Source organism: Burkholderia sp. BCC1996, from assembly GCF_905339955.1.
Taxonomy (GTDB): Bacteria; Pseudomonadota; Gammaproteobacteria; order Burkholderiales; family Burkholderiaceae; genus Burkholderia.
The window spans coordinates 23,740-39,380 of record NZ_CAJPHM010000028.1; the positions used below are offsets into that span (position 1 = coordinate 23,740).

The following is a 15,641-nucleotide window of genomic DNA, read 5'->3' on the forward strand; positions in this document are numbered from 1 at the left end:
TTGCCCGTCAACCCACGCATTCGCTTTCGTCCCATTCGCCGCTGTCGGCTTCGATTTCATCCCATTCGATTAGTCATACTATTTTTATCAAGGATCTTTGACGTGAGCGAAAATATCCGCAATACGATCGACGCGTCCCCGATGAGCGCGTTCCAGACGATGGCGGTCACGGCCTGCGTCGTGCTGAACATGCTCGACGGCTTCGACGTGCTGGCCATCGCGTTTGCCGCGCCGCACCTGGCGGCCGAGTGGAAACTGAGCGGCAAGGAAATCGGCCTGCTGCTGAGCGCCGGGCTGGCCGGCATGGGGATCGGCTCGGTGCTGATCGCCCCGCTGGCCGACCGCGTCGGCCGCCGCCGCATCATCCTGCTCTGCCTCGCGGTGATCTCGACCGGCATGCTGGCCTGTGCGGCCACGCACAGCACGTTGCAACTCGCCGTCGCGCGCGCCTATACCGGGCTCGGCATCGGCGGGATGCTCGCAAGCCTGACCGTCATCAGCGGCGAGTACGCATCGAACAAATGGCGCAGCGCCGCGATCGGCATGCAGTCGACCGGCTATGCGATCGGCGCTACCGCCGGCGGCGTTCTCGCCGGTTACCTGCTGTCGGTATGGGGATGGCGCAGCGTGTTCGCGTTCGGCGGCATCCTGACCTTGATGGCGATCCCGATGGTGCTCGCGCTGTTGCCGGAATCGCTCGACTTCCTGCTGGCGCGGCGTCCGGACGACGCGCTGCAGAAAATCAACCGCATCCTCGCCAGAATGAAGCGCGCGCCGATCGATGCGCTGCCGGCCGCGAGCGCATCCATCGACACGGCGAGCCCCGCCTCAAGTTGGACAGCCGTGCTGCGCGCGCCGCTCACGCGTCGCACGATCGCGCTTTGGATCGCATTCTTCCTCGTGATGGGCAGCTTCTATTTCGTCGTCAGCTGGACGCCGAAGCTGCTGGTCCAGGCCGGCCTGTCGGCCTCGCAGGGTGTGACCGGCGGCGTGCTGCTCAACCTCGGCGGCATCGCGGGCGCGTCGCTGTTCAGCCTGCTGTCGACCCGGTTCGGCCTGCGCAGCCTGCTGGGCGCGACGCTGTTGCTGGGCGGCGCACTGATGGTCGCGTTCGGCGCGAACACCGGCTCGCTCGGCACCGGGATGATCGTCGCGGTGTTCCTCGGCGCCGTGATCAACGCGTGCGTGGCCGGCATGTACGCGCTGTCGCCAACGCCGTATCCCGCCGAGATCCGCACGACCGGCATCGGTCTCGCGGTCGGCATCGGACGCCTCGGCGCGATCCTGTCGCCAATGACGGTCGGTGCGCTGCTGGACGACGGCTGGTCCGTGCCCCACCTCTATTTCGCGTTCCTCGTGCCGATGGCCGGCGCGGCGATCGCCGTCGCCGTGGCGGGCGCGCGTGTCGCGGCGCCGCACCGGCAACGCGATCCGGCGATCTCGTAACACGCGACACCCGCAGTCCTGCCGATACCCGTCGGCATCTCGGTCATGTCCGGGGCAATAAAAAAATCGATAAGTACATCTACATACTGTTTGGAGACAGCCATGAAAACGAAACTGGGCGTCGCACTCGCGACGGCGATGGCGCTGGCCGGACCGGCCTGTGCGCAAAGCAGCGTCACGCTGTACGGGATCATCGATACCGGCGTGTCCTATTACAACAACGCCGCGCGCGGCGGATCGTTCACCGGGATGCCGACGCTGACCGGCGAAGTGCCGTCACGCTGGGGCCTGAGAGGCACGGAGGATCTCGGCGGCGGCTACCAGGCCTTCTTCGTGCTCGAAAACGGCTTCCAGCCCGGCACCGGCGCGCTGAACTACGGCGGGCGCCTGTTCGGGCGGCAGGCGAACGTCGGCGTGAACAGCCCGTTCGGCGCGCTGACCCTCGGCCGCCAGATGAACATGTCGATGATCGTGCTGACCAATGCCGACGTGATCGGCCCGTCGATTCATTCGATGGCGGATTTCGACTCGTATCTGCCGAACGCGCGCAGCGACAATGCGATCGGCTACAAGGGCACGTTCCACGGCGTGACGCTCGGCGCGACCTACAGCTTCGGCCGCGACGCGGCCGGACCGGCGGGACCGTCGGCGACGGGCTGCGCCGGACAGGTGCCCGGTGACATCGTCGCGTGCCGCCAATACACGGCGATGCTCGCGTATGACGCGAGCAATTTCGGGCTGGCCGCGTCGCACGACGTGATGCGCGGCGGCGGCGGCGCGCTCGCGCCGCTGAACAATCCGGCCTACACCGACACGCGCGACATCGTCGCGGGCTACGTGAAGATCGGCCCCGCGAAACTCGGCGCCGGGTGGATCCGCCGCAACCTCGCGGCGGCCGAGCACCTGCAGGCCGACATCGTGTTCGCGGGCGGCACGTACTACGCGACGCCCTACCTCGCGCTCGACCTGCAGGGCGTGCGCTACCTGCAACGCCGCGAAAACAAGGAAGGCACGAACGCGACGCTGGTCGTCGGGCGCGCGAACTATTTCCTGTCGAAGCGGACGACCGTCTATACGTCGGTGGGCTACATGTTCAACAGCGCGCTGGCTGCGAACGCGGTCGCGGCCGGCGGGACGGTCGGCACCGGGATGAATCAGCTCGGCGTGATGGCCGGCATCCAGCAGAAGTTCTGAACGCCGGACACCGCACCTCGATCAATCGGCGAGCCGGCAATGCGACAGCTTCAGCCCGGGCAGCACCGGCGCGTCGATATAACCTTCGTTCACGCAGCTGAAGCGGAAATTCGCGGACGCCGTGAACGGCTTGATCTCGCCGCCCGGGAATTTCGGTTTCAACGCGGCCTGGTCGGCCGCGTCGAAATGCGTGTCGAACTGCTCGCCGTCGGCCGTCAACGCACCGAAGTACGTACCGCCCGGGTCGCTGCCCATGCGCATCACCGCGCCGACGAACGCGAGGCGCCTGCCGTCGTATTTCGTCTTCGCGGCGGCCATGTCCTGCGTGTAGGCCTCGATCACGGTGGCGTAGTGCGCATCGATCGCGGGCTCGGCGGCCGGCGCGGCGTAGCCGCTCTGGTGAACGCCCGCCAGCATCGCGCAGGCAGCCAGCGCGGCCGTCATGAACGGCGCGGAACTCTTTTTCATTGGGTGGTCTCCCGTCAAGCGTGGTGGTTGAAGTAATCGTTCGCGGCGCTTCGCGGCTGCCCGGCGAAACACCCGAGAATGATCGTGCGGCCGTTGCGTCAATCGTTCGAATCGCGGAACACGGCTGCGATCACTTCAGCACCCGCATGGTCGGCTGCGGTGCGCGACGTCGCGCGGCACGCGACGTGACAGGAAGATGACATGGTGCGGCCCCCGGCTCTCATTGAATTTCACTGCGTTTGATTTTGGGCGCTACGGTAGCAGACGGCCGGCGGCCCGGCAATCGCGATGCCCGGTCCGCATCGGCCTCTTTACAATTGCAAACGATTCTCATTACGTATATCATGCGCATCCTCCGCGCGACGCAGTAAAGGCGCCGCGGTCCGCATCATCGTCCTTAGCACTCCGTCCATTCATCGATTCATGCCATCCCGCCGAACGCCCCACCGCGCCCGGACGCTTCGTCCGTGGCGCGCGAGCCTGCCTGCCCTGATCACGCTTTGCGTCGCAAGCGGCGCGCATGCGGATGCCGAACCTGCCGCCACGGCTTCGGCGGCCACGTCCTCGCCCTCGTCGACACCCGCGCGCCCCGAACGCGAACTGCCGACGATCAGCGTCAGCGCATCGTCAGCCGTCGATCCGACCGTCGGCTACCAGCCGCGCACGAGCAGCGTCGCCGGCGGCGACGATCGCCCGCTCAAGGAGATTCCGCAATCGGTCGCCGTGGTCAGCAGCAGCGTGATGCAGGACCAGCAGGCGCGCTCGCTCGACGACGTGCTCGGCAACATCAGCGGCGTCACGCAGACCAACACGCTCGGCGGCACGCGCGACGCGTTCATCAAGCGCGGCTTCGGCTCGAACAACGACGGCTCCGTGCTCGTCGACGGCGTGCGCACGCCGGTGCTGCACAGCTACCTCGCGACGATCGACCGCGTCGAAGTGCTGAAGGGCCCGGCTTCGCTGCTGTACGGGATGCAGGACCCGGGCGGCGTGATCAACCTCGTCACGCGCAAGCCGGAGGACACGTTCGGCGGCTCGATTTCGGCCTCGCGCACGAGCCACGGCGGCAGCAGCGCGCAGTTCGATCTGACCGGCCCGCTCGGCAAGCCGGGCCAGGTCGCGGGCGGCACGCTCGCGTTCCGGCTCACCGGCGAATACGACACGAGCCGCTACTGGCGCAGCTTCGGCCGCGAGCGCAATGCGCTGATCGCGCCCGCGCTGTCGTGGCACGACGCGAACACGTCGATCGACGTCAACTACCAGTACGTCGACTACACGATGCCGTTCGATCGCGGAACGGTGCTCGTGAACGGCCGCCCCGACGATGCGCTGCGCTATCGCCGCTACGAGGAAGCGTGGGCACAAAGCGGCGGCATCCAGGAAACGCTGCGCGCGCGCGTCGAACACCGCTTCTCCGACGCATGGCGCGTGCGCGCGACCTACGGCTGGGGCCGCGACCGCTACGATCAATACATCGCCCGCGCGACCGCTTTCAACAGCACGACCGGCGCGCTGTCGCGCTCGTCCGACGCGAACCTCGGACGCAACGACTCCGACCAGATCGCGACGCTCGGCCTGCTCGGCAACCTGACGCTCGCGGGGATGAGCCACGCGCTCTATGTCGGCGGCGAATACGAGCGGCAGCGCAGCTTCCGCGGCGACACGATCCGCGGCACCGCGACGAAGGGCTTCGATCTCTACGATCCCGTCTACGGCCTGCTCGCGCCCGGCGGCACGGTGAGCACGAAGCAGAGCGATTCGCTCTCGAAGGTCCACACGTACTCGATGATCGTGCAGGACTCGGTGAAGATCACCGACCGGCTCACCGCGGTCGGCGGGCTGCGCTGGGAGGACTGGCAGCAGGAATCGGGAATGGGGCGGCCGTTCGTGTTCGCCGACCGCTCGCACGGCAACGTGTGGCTGCCGCAGTTCGGGCTCGCGTATGCGCTCACGCCGTCGCTGACCGCGTATGCGAACGTGAGCCGTTCGTTCAAGCCGAACGTCGCGTCGAACGTGGCCGCGCCGCTCGCGCCGGAATTCGGCCGCGTGCTGGAAGCCGGCCTGAAGTTCAGCCTGAAGCCGGGCATCACCGGCACGCTCGCGGCCTATCAGATCGACAAGCGCAACGTCGCGGTCACGGTCAACGACATCACGTCGACGATCGGCACCGCGCGCTCGCGCGGGATCGAACTCGACGTCGCGGGGCAGCTCACGCGGCACCTGAGCCTGATCGGCAGCTATGCGTACACGAACGCGAACGACCGCGACAGCAACACACCGCTCGTCAACGTCGCGCGCCACACCGGCAGCCTGTTCGCGGTGTACGACACGGCGATCGCGAACCTCCCGGGGCGCTGGCGCTTCGGCGGCGGCGCGCGGCTCGTCGGCGCACGGCCCGGCGACACCGCGAACAGCTTCACGCTGCCCGGCTACGTGACCGTCGATGCGTTCGCGGCCTACGAAACGACGATCGGCAAGTTCCCGACGCGCATCCAGCTCAACGTGAAGAACCTGCTCGACAAGACCTACTATCCGTCGAGCAACAGCAACCTGATCGTCGCGGTCGGCGAGCCGCGGCTCGTCACGCTGACGACGACGGTGTCGTTCTGACGCATCTTCGCGCCGGGTGGCCGGGGCCGGGGCCGGGGCCGTGCCACGCGCCCCGGCCGGCGACACGAGCCGATCTCAGCCGCCCGCGAAATCAAGCAGGATCTTGCAGCTTTTCTCGGGATTGCGCTCGGCCATCTCGAACGCCTGCGCGACGTCGCGAAAGCCCACCTTGTGCGTAACGATGTGCTCCGGCTGGATCAGCCCGCGAGCAATCCAGTCGATCACCTGCGGGAACATCGCGCAGTTCAGCCGCGATGCCGCGAGCGTCAACTCCTTCTTCGTCAGCTCCGCCTGCACGATCGCCGACGGTTCCGACGAAAACCCGAGCACGCCGATCCGGCCGGCCGGCGCGGCGATCCGCACGGCCTCCTCGAGAATCGACGGATGGCAGACCGCATCGAAGATCAGCGTCGGGCCGCCGTCGACGCCGCGCTTTTCCAGCGCGTCGGGCAACGACTCGACGCTCGTGTCGATGATTTCGTCCTCGGCCGCGCCGCACTTGCGCGCGAGCTGAAGCCGTGCATCGAGCCGGTCGGTAATGAATGCGCGAATGCCGTACACGCGCTTGAGCACCTGCAGGATCGTCAGCCCGACCGTGCCGGCGCCATAGATCAACGCGACGTCGCCCGGCAGCACGCCGGTGCGCGACGTCGCGTTCGCGGCCACCGCGAACGGTTCGACGATCGCCGCGCAGGGTTCGGCGATCGCGTCCGGAATCCGGTACGCATTGCCGGCCGGCACACACGTGTACTGGCTGAAGCCGCCGTCGCGATGCACGCCGAGCACGGTCAGGTGCCGGCAGACGTTGCGCCGGCCGATCGTGCACGCGTGGCAATGCCCGCAGCTGATCACCGGATCGACCGCGACGGTCTCGCCGAGCCGCGCGGCGTCGACGCCCGCGCCGACCGACTCGATCGTGCCGACGAACTCGTGGCCGATGATGCGCGGATACGACACGAACGGATTCTTGCCGTGAAAGATGTGCAGGTCCGACCCGCAGATGCCCGCATAGCGCACCTTCACGCGCACTTCTCCGGCGGCGGGCACGGGCAGCGGCACTTCGCGCACGCCCATGCTGTTCGGACGATCGACAACGACGCTCAACATTTCGGTTCTCTCCTTCTGGTCTTCGGCGCTCACCAGTTCCACATCGATCCGTCGCGCAGCCGGGCGACCGGCAGGTACGCGCGCTCGTACGGATATTTCGCGGCCAGCGTCTCGTCGATGTCGACGCCGAGCCCCGGCACGTCGTCCATCACGAGATAGCCGTCCTCGAAGCGGTAGCTGTGCGGAAACACTTCGTCGGTCAGCGCGCTGTGCGGCATCAGTTCCTGGATGCCGAAGTTCGGTGCCCACAGCCCGAAGTTCACGGCCGCCGCCATGCAGACGGGCGACAGGTCGGTCGCGCCGTGGAAACCGGTGCGCACCTGGTACATCGCCGCGTAGTCGGCGATGCGCCGTACGTGCGTGATGCCGCCCGCGTGCACGATGGTCGCGCGGATGTAGTCGATCAGCTGGTCGCGGATCAGGTCCTTGCAATCCCAGATCGAGTTGAATACCTCGCCGACCGCGAGCGGCGTCGTCGTGTGCTGGCGGATCAGGCGGAACGCGTCCTGGTTCTCCGCGGGTGTCGCGTCCTCGAGCCAGAACAGGCGATACGGCTCGAGATCGCGGCCGAGCCGCGCGGCTTCGATCGGCGTGAGCCGGTGATGTGCGTCGTGGAGCAGGTGCGGCGCATCGCCGACCGCGTCGCGCACCTTGCGGAACAGTTCCGGCGTGTGGCGCAGGTAGAGCGCGGTGTCCCACGGCTCCTCGGGCGGCAGCCCCTTCTCGGCGGGCTCGTACGCGCCGGCCGTCTTGCCGACACCGTACACCTTGTCGAGCCCCGGCACGCCCGACTGTACGCGGATCGCGCGATAGCCGGCCTCGATGTGCGCGCGCACCGCGTCGACCGCTTCCTCGTGATCGCGCCCGTTCGCGTGGCCGTATACCATCAGGCCGTCGCGGCTCTTGCCGCCGAGCAGCTGATAGACGGGCATGCCCGCGAGCTTGCCCAGGATGTCCCACAGCGCCATGTCGATCGCGGCGATCGCCGTCATCGTCACGGGCCCGCGCCGCCAGTACGCGCCGCGATACAGGTATTGCCAGATGTCCTCGATGTTGCGCGGGTCGCGTCCGACGAGGCACGGAAACACGTGGTCTTCCAGGTACGCGCGCACCGCGAGCTCACGCCCGTTGAGCGTCGCGTCGCCGAGGCCGTAGACGCCTTCGTCGGTCACGATCTTCACCGTCACGAAATTCCGGCCCGGACACGTGACGATGGTCTGCAAGCGTTCGATTTTCACTGCGCTCCTCCAGCGGGCGTTTCAGTCGACAAAGTAATGGGGCGCGCGGCTGCGCACTTCCGGCAGATGCGAGCCGATCCGGTCGACGTGCGCCGCGACCGATGCGCCGAGCAGCGCCATGTTGCGCGACGCGATGTGCGCGAGAATCTGTTCGTGTTCCTGCAGCGCGCGGCGCGCGTGATCCTCGACGCGGTCGAGCAGCAGCCAGCGCACACGATCGAACTGGCGCTTCATCGGCTGCAGCATTTCCCACACGTGCGGCCGGCCCGCGAACGCGAACATCCGGCCGTGCATTGCCTCGTCGAGATCGAAGAACGCTTCGACGTCGCCCGCGGCCACCGCCTCGCGCTGTGCGTCGATGATCCGCGACAGCTCCGCGAGCTGCGCCGGCGTGATCTTCTGCGCGAGCTCGACATGGTTCGCGCATTCGAGCGTGCTGCGCGCGAAGCGCCCTTCCTCGAGGATCGACACCGGAATCGGCGCGACCAGCGTGCCGACCTTCCGGATGATCTGCACGAGCCGCTCGTCGGCGAGCTGCGCGAACGCCTCGCGCACCGGGGTGCGGCTGACCTTGATCGTCGTGGAGATCACCGCCTCCGACAGCGCAGTGCGCGGCGGCAGCGCGCCGCGCACGATCGCGTGGCGCAGCAGCGCATGCACCTGCTCCGTATACGACCGGCTCTCGTCCAGCGAGAACCCCTGCAATGCCGTGACCACGACGTCCGCTTCTTCCAGTGCTGCCGTTTCGCTCATGGTTGCGATGGATCCGACTTGATATCGATGTCTACCATGGTACATAAGCAGTCGATTTCAGGCGATATAGCGTTTACACCGATAACTTCGCGGTAAAACTCGAAATAACCTGCAGGCACTGCTGCATCTACCATGGTACAAACCGTTACCGACCGTCATGTTATCTACCCCCGATTTTCTGCGCACCGCGCCGCCCGGCACGGGCCGTCCCGGTTATGACCGGCAAGCGGTTCGCACGGGTATCGTCCATCTCGGCCTCGGCGCGTTCCATCGCGCGCACCAGGCACTGCATACGGAAACGGTGCTCGAACAGGGCGACCTGCGCTGGGGCATCGTCGGAGTCGAACTGCGGCGGCGCCATACCGTCGACCTGCTCGCCGCGCAGGATCACCTGTACACGGTGATCGAACGCGATGGCCAAGGCGCGCGCGCACGCATCGTCGGTGCGGTGCACGACGCGCTGTTCGCGCCCGAATCGCTGCCCGCGCTACTGGCGCTGATCGCCGATCCGGCCGTGTCGATCGTCAGCCTGACCGTCACCGAGAAAGGCTATTGCCGCCGCCCCGGCGGCGGTCTCGATGCCGACGATCCCGCGATCCGGCAGGATCTCGCGACGCCCGACACGCCGCGCACCGCGCTCGGCGTGATCGCGGCCGGCCTGCGCCTGCGGCCGGCCCATGCGCCGCTGACCGTCGTCTGCTGCGACAACATGACGTCGAACGGCGACACGCTGCGCGCGCTGCTGATCGACTACGCGGAACGCATCGACGGCGCGCTCGCGCGGCGCATCCGCGACGACGTCGCGTTCCCGAACAGCATGGTCGACCGGATCGTGCCGGCCGCGACGCCCGAATCGCTCGATTGGGCGCACGCCCATCTCGGCGCGCGCGATGCGGCCGCGATCGTCTGCGAGCCGTTCTCGCAATGGGTGATCGAGGATCGCTTCGCCGGCCCGCGCCCGCGCTGGGAAGACGCCGGCGCGCGCCTCGTCGGCGACGTACGGCCCTACGAAACGATGAAGCTGCGGCTGCTGAACGGCTCGCATTCGGCGATCGCGTATGCGGGGCAGTTGCGCGGCCGCGCGACTGTGTCCGACGCGATGGCCGATCCGGCGATCGCGGCGCTCGTCGACGGCGTGATGACGCGCGACCTGCTCGCGACCGTCGACGTGCCGTCCGGCTATGACGCGCACGGCTATTGCGCGACGCTCGTGCAGCGCTTCCGCAATCCGACGCTCGCGCATCGCACCGAACAGATCGCGATGGACGGCACACAGAAGGTGCCGCTGCGCTGGCTGCCGGCGCTCGGCGAAAGCGCGGCGACCGGTATCGAGCGGCCGTATCTGGAACGCGCGCTCGCGCTCTGGCTGCACTACCTCGCCACCGCGCGCGACGAAGCGGGCCGCGCGCTCACGGTCAGCGATCCGGGCGGGGCCGCACTCGGCGCGACGCTGTCGGCAGCCGGCGATGCCACCCGCGCGGTTCGGGCCGCCCTCGGCAGCCGCGCGCTCGCCGGTTCGGCGGCATGGCCCGATGCAGTGATCACGCGCATCGGTGCCCATCTCGCGACGCTTCGCGCGAGCGGCACCGATGGGCTGCTCGCACCGTTGTACGCGCGCTGAACGACCACTTACCCCGGTTCGCAGGATTCCTGAGCGAACCGCGCAGTGCCCCTGCCCGCTGACGCACATGCCGACGCGGCAAACGATCGACAAGACAACCATGACGGCCGGCCCACCGGCACGAAGGAGACGGACATGAAGCAGAAGTCGCAGGCGTGGTTCACGGTATTCCTGCTGTTCCTGGTGTATGGCATCAACTATCTCGACCGCGTCGCGCTGTCGATCGTCGCGCCGATCGTGCAGACCGATCTCGGCATCGACGCAGCGCAGATGGGCCTCGTCTTCAGCACGTTCTTCATCGGCTACGCGCTGTTCAATTTCATCGGCGGGCTCGCGTCGGACCGGCTCGGGCCGAAGCTCGTATACGTGCTGTCGGTCGGGCTGTGGTCGGTGTTCTGCGGAATGACCGCGCTCACCGTCGGCTTCGTGAGCCTGCTGATCGTGCGGCTGCTGTTCGGCATGGCCGAAGGGCCGCTGTGCTCGGCCGCGAACAAGATGGTCAACAACTGGCTGCCGCGCGACGCCGCCGCGACCGCGATGGGCCTGCTCAGCGCCGGGTCGCCGCTCGGCGGCGCGATCGCCGGGCCGATCGTCGGCCTGCTGGCCGCGCACTTCGGCTGGCGACCGGCGTTCTGGATCGTATGTGCGATCGGGCTCGTGTGGGTCGTCGTGTGGATGATGTCGACCTCGGACCGTCCGGCCACGCCGGTCGGCGACGCAGCGGGTGCGCCCGCAGCGACACCCGCCGCTGCGCCCGCCCACGCAGGTGCCGCCGCCGGCCCCGCAACGCCCGCACACACGCTGTCGCACTACGTGCGCCAGCCGCGCATCCTCGCGACGGCCGCCGCGTTCTTCAGCTACAACTACGTGCTGTTCTTCTTCCTGAGCTGGTTCCCGAGCTACCTCGTGCGTGCGCACCATCTGAACATCAAGGAGATGAGCGTCGCCACCGTCGTGCCCTGGCTCGTCGGCACGGTCGGCCTCGCGTGCGGCGGCGCGATCTCGGATGCGCTGTACCGGCTCACCGGCAACCTGCTGCTGTCGCGCCGGATCGTGCTCGTCACCTGCCTGCTCGGCGCCGGCGCGTGCGTGGCCGTCGCGGGCGCCGTGCAGTCGACGCAAGGCGCGGTCGCGCTGATGTCGGTGTCGCTGTTCTTCCTGTACGTGACGGGTGCGATCTATTGGGCGATCGTGCAGGACGTCGTGCATCCGGCGCGCGTCGGCGGCGTCAGCGGCTTCCTGCATTGCATGGGCAGCCTGTCGGGCGTGATCGGGCCGGCGGTGACCGGCTTCATCGTCGAGCGCAGCGGCTCGTTCGCGTCCGCGTTCGTGCTGGCCGGCGCGATCGCACTCGCGGGCGCGGTGCTGGCCGGCGTGTTCGTGCGCCACGCACGGCCGTCGGAAGTGCTGCGCGAACGCACCGCACACTGACCTTTCAAGGCTGACGAAGGCCGCGCGGCGCCGCATGAGTCGGCACCGCGCGGCCTTGTCGTTTCATCCAATCATCGCACCCTCGAATATCTCCCATCCAATATCGCGATTTCCGCTGTCGATCGCGCGCCTCTAGACTGGCTACGCGATGGCGACGCTGCGCAGCGGCACGGCGCAGCGGCACGCCCCCACAAAAACGATATGGGAGAGTTCGATGTCCGACCGGGACGCGCGCCGCGGCGCGCTCAAGACACTCGGCCTCGCGGCCGGCACGGCGCTGCTCGGCGCCGCGCGCACCGCGCACGCGGCGACACCCGAATCCGGCACGCTGCTGGCCGGCGGCGCAACGCGCCTCGCCGACCTCACCCGCCGTCTCGCGGCCGTACCGAGACGGCGCGACTTCAAGACGGTGCCGATGATCGTCGAGCGCCCCGATCATTGGGATCACGCGGCGCTCATGGAAGTGATCGGCTATCGCGGCGGCCCAAAGCAGGTGTGGGACAACACCGAACTCGGCGGCCCGTGGCTGAACCTGATGCGCAATGCGCTGAACGCGCAGGTCTGGGGGTTCGGTCATCCGGACTTCCTCGTCGTGTCGGCCACGCACGGCGCCGCGCATCTTGCGCTGTTCGATCCGGCCGCGTGGGACAAATACGGCCTCGCGACATTCGCCGGCACCGCGTTCGCGACCAACACGCTGCTCGCCGCGAAACCCGCGCAGTCGAAAGACGCGAAGGATCACGAACTACCTGATGGCGCGTTCTCGTCGCACGACAACAGCATCGCCGCGCTGCAGCAGCGCGGCGTCGTGTTCCTGGCATGCCACAACGCGATCTGGGAGCTCGCGGAACGGCTCGACCGCGCGAATGCGAATCCGGACAATCTCCCGCTCGACGCGCTCGCCGCCGACCTGACCAACCACGTGATTCCGTCGGCGATCGTCACGCCGGGCGTGGTCGGTACGCTGCCCGAGCTGCAGCACGCCGGTTTCACTTACGCGAAGTGAGGCGCCCGATGACATCGATCCGCACGCGCGCACCGTTGCGACGCCGCTGGTGCACGGCGCTGCCCGCCACGCTGGCCGCGCTCTGCTGCACGTCGGCGCTGTCGCTCGCCGCCCCGGCCAATGCTTCAAACATCGTCTTTCCGCCATGGCAGGACGGCCGCAACAACGACGCGACGAACCGCGGCCTCGAATTCACGGTGCCGCAGGTCGACGTGCTCGCAGATTTTCACGGCGACCTCACCGCGCCGAAGCTCGTGCTGTACGTTGGCGGCAACTACTTCTTCGCGATGGCGCCGCTCGTCGCGCAGTTCGAGACCGACCATCCGGAATACCGCGGCCGCATCTACTGGGAAACGATCCCGCCCGGCCTGCTCGTGAAGCAGATTCACGCCAGCGGCACGATCACCGTCGGCAACATGACGTGGACGGTCGAGCCCGACGCGTATTTCGCCGGGCTCGGCAAGATCGACGAACTGATCGCGGACGGCACGCTCGACGGTCCGGCCGTGCCCTACGTGACCAACCAGTTGACGATCATGGTGCGCGCGGGCAATCCGAAGCACATCGCGTCGCTGAGCGATCTCGCGCGGCCCGACGTGAAGCTCGCGATGCCGAACCCGGCGTTCGAAGGCGTCGCGCGGCAGATCCGCGCATCGCTCGTGAAAGCCGGCGGCGATACGCTCGCTCGCACCGTCTACGACGACAAGGTGCGCGCCGGCACGGCCGAGCTCACGCACATCCATCATCGGGAAACCGCGCTGTTCCTGATGCAGGGACGCGCCGACGCCGGCGTGCTGTGGCAATCGGAAGCGGCGTTCCAGGAACAGGTCGGGCATCCGCTGATGCACATCGACATTCCGCCCGCGCACAATACGACGGCGATCTATGCAGGCGCGATGGTGAAGCACGCGCCGCATCCGGAAGCCGCACGCGCGTGGCTCGCGTACATCCAGTCGCCCGAGGCGTTCGGGATTTTCGCGCGCTACGGCTTCGGGCAATACGACGCGACGGCACCGACACCGCAGCTTGCGCCACGGCAGGACCGGCCCGACGCGGGTTGATCGCGCAATTGCGCACGCCACAAGACAGACAATGAGGAGGGGACCCGTGAACGATTCGGTCGACACACCGCGACGCCGGTTCGCGCCGCTGCTGCTCGCCGCGGCAGCGCTCCTGGCCGGCAATGCGCGCGCGGACGACGTCGCGCTCGGCAAGACCATCGCCACCCGGGGCACGACGACGGGCGTGGCTGCATGCATCGGCTGCCACGGCGCCCAGGGCGAAGGCAACGCGGCCGCAGGCTTTCCGCGGCTCGCCGGCACACATGCCGCCTATCTTTCGGCTCAACTCGCCGCGTTCGCCGACGGCAGCCGCCAGAATCCGGTCATGCAGCCGCTCGCGAAACTGCTGTCGCCGCGCGATCGCGACGCGGTCTCGGCGTACTTCGCGAGCCTGCCCGCGGCGCCCGCCATTGCCGCTTCCGACGCCGCGTCGATCGACCCGGCGAACACCGGCGCATGGCTCGCGACGCGCGGACGCTGGTCGCAGGGCCTGCCCGCCTGTGCGCAATGCCACGGCGCGGGCGGCCTCGGCGTAGGCACCGCGTTTCCGCCGCTCGCCGGCCAGCCGGCCGCGTACATCGCGGGCCAGCTGAACGGCTGGAAGCGCGGCACGCGCGCGCCCGGCCCGATGGCGCTGATGCCGATGATTGCCGGCAAGCTGTCCGACGCGGATATCGACGCGGTGGCCGCCTACTATGCGCGCGGCGGCGCCGCGAACGGAGAACAACGATGATCGACCGCTCGATGGTGGTCCGCGGCGCGCGTGCCGCGCTGCTCGGTACGGCCTGGCTGCCCGCGCTCGCGTGCGCGGCCGCGCCGCAGGACGCCCCGGCCGCCGCTTCCGCCTCCGCCGCGGCCACCGTTCCCGCGACGACGACGACGACGACGGCGAAGCCGTTCACGCCGCCCCCCGAATCCGCGATACCCGCCGACGACTTCGGCAAGACCGTGAAGCTCGGCGAGCAGATCTTCCTGCACACGCCCGAGCTCGCGGGCAAGTACGTCGGCAACAAGCTGACCTGCGCGAGCTGCCACCTCGACGCGGGCCGCCGGCCCGATTCGAGCCCGATGTGGGCCGCCTACCTGCTGTACCCGGCCTACCGCATCAAGAACGGCCACGTGAACACGTTCGCCGAACGCTTGCAGGGTTGCTTCAGATACAGCATGAACGGCAAGGCGCCGCCGGCCGGCGATCCGATTCTCGTTGCGCTCGAAACCTATTCGTACTGGCTCGCGCAGGGCGCGCCGGTCGGCGCGAAACTGCCCGGCCAGGGTTTCCCGAAACTGCCGCCGCCCGCGCAAAAAGCCGACTACGCGCGCGGCGCCGCCGTCTACACGCAGCACTGCGCGCTGTGTCACGGCGCGGACGGCCAGGGACAATCGAGCGGCGGCAAGCCGGTCTTTCCGGCGCTCTGGGGCGCACGCTCGTTCAACTGGGGCGCGGGGATGGGCGACATCCGCAACGCGGCCGGCTTCGTGAAGGCCAACATGCCGCTCGGGCTCGGCGGCACGCTGACCGATCAGGAAGCATGGGACGTCGCGACCTTCATGGACAGCCACGAACGCCCGCAGGACCCGCGCTTCACCGGCTCGGTGCAGGACACCCGCGCGAAATTCCACGACACGCCCGACTCGATGTACGGACGCGAGGTGAACGGCCGCGTGCTCGGCGCGCCATGAGACCTGGCCGGCGCGGGCGGCGCGGC

At 68.4% G+C, this 15,641-nt stretch carries 13 protein-coding genes; 9 read left to right on the plus strand and 4 right to left on the minus strand.

Features of this window, described 5'->3' with window-relative positions; all coding sequences use genetic code 11:
* Nucleotides 1-102 precede the first annotated feature (102 nt).
* A complete protein-coding gene (locus U4Z64_RS30650; RefSeq protein ID WP_124488653.1) occupies nt 103-1,446 on the plus strand; it encodes an MFS transporter in 1,344 nt (447 codons plus the stop codon).
* Nucleotides 1,447-1,548: 102 nt separating this feature from the next.
* A complete protein-coding gene (locus U4Z64_RS30655; RefSeq protein WP_059834828.1) occupies nt 1,549-2,640 on the plus strand; it encodes a porin in 1,092 nt (363 codons plus the stop codon).
* Nucleotides 2,641-2,661: 21 nt separating this feature from the next.
* Here U4Z64_RS30655 and U4Z64_RS30660 read toward each other — a convergent pair whose 3' ends face one another.
* Nucleotides 2,662-3,108 carry a hypothetical protein gene (locus tag U4Z64_RS30660; RefSeq protein ID WP_044847414.1) on the minus strand — a complete coding sequence of 149 codons (447 nt, stop codon included), beginning with the start codon at nt 3,106-3,108 and terminating at the stop codon, nt 2,662-2,664.
* Between the two features lie 423 nt (nt 3,109-3,531).
* Between U4Z64_RS30660 and U4Z64_RS30665 the strand changes: the two genes are divergently transcribed.
* Nucleotides 3,532-5,718, plus strand: a complete 2,187-nt coding sequence (locus U4Z64_RS30665; protein WP_321821924.1) for a TonB-dependent siderophore receptor — start codon at nt 3,532-3,534, stop codon at nt 5,716-5,718.
* Nucleotides 5,719-5,793: 75 nt separating this feature from the next.
* Here U4Z64_RS30665 and U4Z64_RS30670 read toward each other — a convergent pair whose 3' ends face one another.
* From U4Z64_RS30670 to U4Z64_RS30680, 3 genes are read right to left on the minus strand one after another with little or no spacing between them, the layout of a single operon-like run.
* Entirely contained in the window at nt 5,794-6,825 is a 1,032-nt protein-coding gene (locus U4Z64_RS30670) for a Zn-dependent oxidoreductase (protein WP_124921762.1), read from the minus strand.
* A gap of 29 nt (nt 6,826-6,854) precedes the next feature.
* Complete coding sequence (manD, locus tag U4Z64_RS30675; RefSeq protein ID WP_321821925.1) at nt 6,855-8,063, minus strand: D-mannonate dehydratase ManD; 1,209 nt, start codon at nt 8,061-8,063, stop codon at nt 6,855-6,857.
* A gap of 21 nt (nt 8,064-8,084) precedes the next feature.
* Nucleotides 8,085-8,816, minus strand: coding sequence for a GntR family transcriptional regulator (locus U4Z64_RS30680; RefSeq protein ID WP_257775278.1), 732 nt, complete (start codon nt 8,814-8,816; stop codon nt 8,085-8,087).
* Nucleotides 8,817-8,973: 157 nt separating this feature from the next.
* Here U4Z64_RS30680 and U4Z64_RS30685 point away from each other — a divergent pair, with 157 nt between their 5' ends.
* The 6 genes from U4Z64_RS30685 (at nt 8,974) to U4Z64_RS30710 (ending at nt 15,615) form a co-directional block, all read left to right on the plus strand.
* Nucleotides 8,974-10,437, plus strand: coding sequence for a mannitol dehydrogenase family protein (locus U4Z64_RS30685; protein WP_321821926.1), 1,464 nt, complete (start codon nt 8,974-8,976; stop codon nt 10,435-10,437).
* Nucleotides 10,438-10,572: 135 nt separating this feature from the next.
* Nucleotides 10,573-11,868, plus strand: a complete 1,296-nt coding sequence (locus U4Z64_RS30690) for an MFS transporter (RefSeq protein ID WP_321821927.1) — start codon at nt 10,573-10,575, stop codon at nt 11,866-11,868.
* Nucleotides 11,869-12,082: 214 nt separating this feature from the next.
* On the plus strand, nt 12,083-12,874 hold the full coding sequence (locus U4Z64_RS30695; RefSeq protein ID WP_321821928.1) for a transcriptional initiation protein Tat: 792 nt from the start codon (nt 12,083-12,085) through the stop codon (nt 12,872-12,874).
* Between the two features lie 8 nt (nt 12,875-12,882).
* Entirely contained in the window at nt 12,883-13,935 is a 1,053-nt protein-coding gene (locus U4Z64_RS30700; protein WP_321821929.1) for a substrate-binding domain-containing protein, read from the plus strand.
* Nucleotides 13,936-13,981: 46 nt separating this feature from the next.
* Nucleotides 13,982-14,668, plus strand: coding sequence for a c-type cytochrome (locus U4Z64_RS30705; RefSeq protein ID WP_321803323.1), 687 nt, complete (start codon nt 13,982-13,984; stop codon nt 14,666-14,668).
* Nucleotides 14,665-15,615: a c-type cytochrome gene (locus U4Z64_RS30710; protein ID WP_321821930.1), complete on the plus strand. Its 951-nt coding sequence runs from the start codon at nt 14,665-14,667 to the stop codon at nt 15,613-15,615. The genes U4Z64_RS30705 and U4Z64_RS30710 overlap by 4 nt, the downstream gene beginning before the upstream one ends.
* Nucleotides 15,616-15,641 lie beyond the last annotated feature (26 nt).

What these genes read in the sequence shown, in the direction of transcription:
- U4Z64_RS30655 (WP_059834828.1), top strand. Translation starts at nt 1,549, where the DNA reads ATGAAAACGAAACTGGGCGTCGCACTCGCGACGGCGATGGCGCTGGCC.
- U4Z64_RS30700 (WP_321821929.1), top strand. Translation starts at nt 12,883, where the DNA reads ATGACATCGATCCGCACGCGCGCACCGTTGCGACGCCGCTGGTGCACG.
- U4Z64_RS30690 (WP_321821927.1), top strand. Translation starts at nt 10,573, where the DNA reads ATGAAGCAGAAGTCGCAGGCGTGGTTCACGGTATTCCTGCTGTTCCTG.
- U4Z64_RS30680 (WP_257775278.1), bottom strand. Translation starts at nt 8,816, where the DNA reads ATGAGCGAAACGGCAGCACTGGAAGAAGCGGACGTCGTGGTCACGGCA.
- U4Z64_RS30670 (WP_124921762.1), bottom strand. Translation starts at nt 6,825, where the DNA reads ATGTTGAGCGTCGTTGTCGATCGTCCGAACAGCATGGGCGTGCGCGAA.
- U4Z64_RS30695 (WP_321821928.1), top strand. Translation starts at nt 12,083, where the DNA reads ATGTCCGACCGGGACGCGCGCCGCGGCGCGCTCAAGACACTCGGCCTC.
- U4Z64_RS30710 (WP_321821930.1), top strand. Translation starts at nt 14,665, where the DNA reads ATGATCGACCGCTCGATGGTGGTCCGCGGCGCGCGTGCCGCGCTGCTC.
- U4Z64_RS30665 (WP_321821924.1), top strand. Translation starts at nt 3,532, where the DNA reads ATGCCATCCCGCCGAACGCCCCACCGCGCCCGGACGCTTCGTCCGTGG.
- U4Z64_RS30660 (WP_044847414.1), bottom strand. Translation starts at nt 3,108, where the DNA reads ATGAAAAAGAGTTCCGCGCCGTTCATGACGGCCGCGCTGGCTGCCTGC.
- U4Z64_RS30685 (WP_321821926.1), top strand. Translation starts at nt 8,974, where the DNA reads ATGTTATCTACCCCCGATTTTCTGCGCACCGCGCCGCCCGGCACGGGC.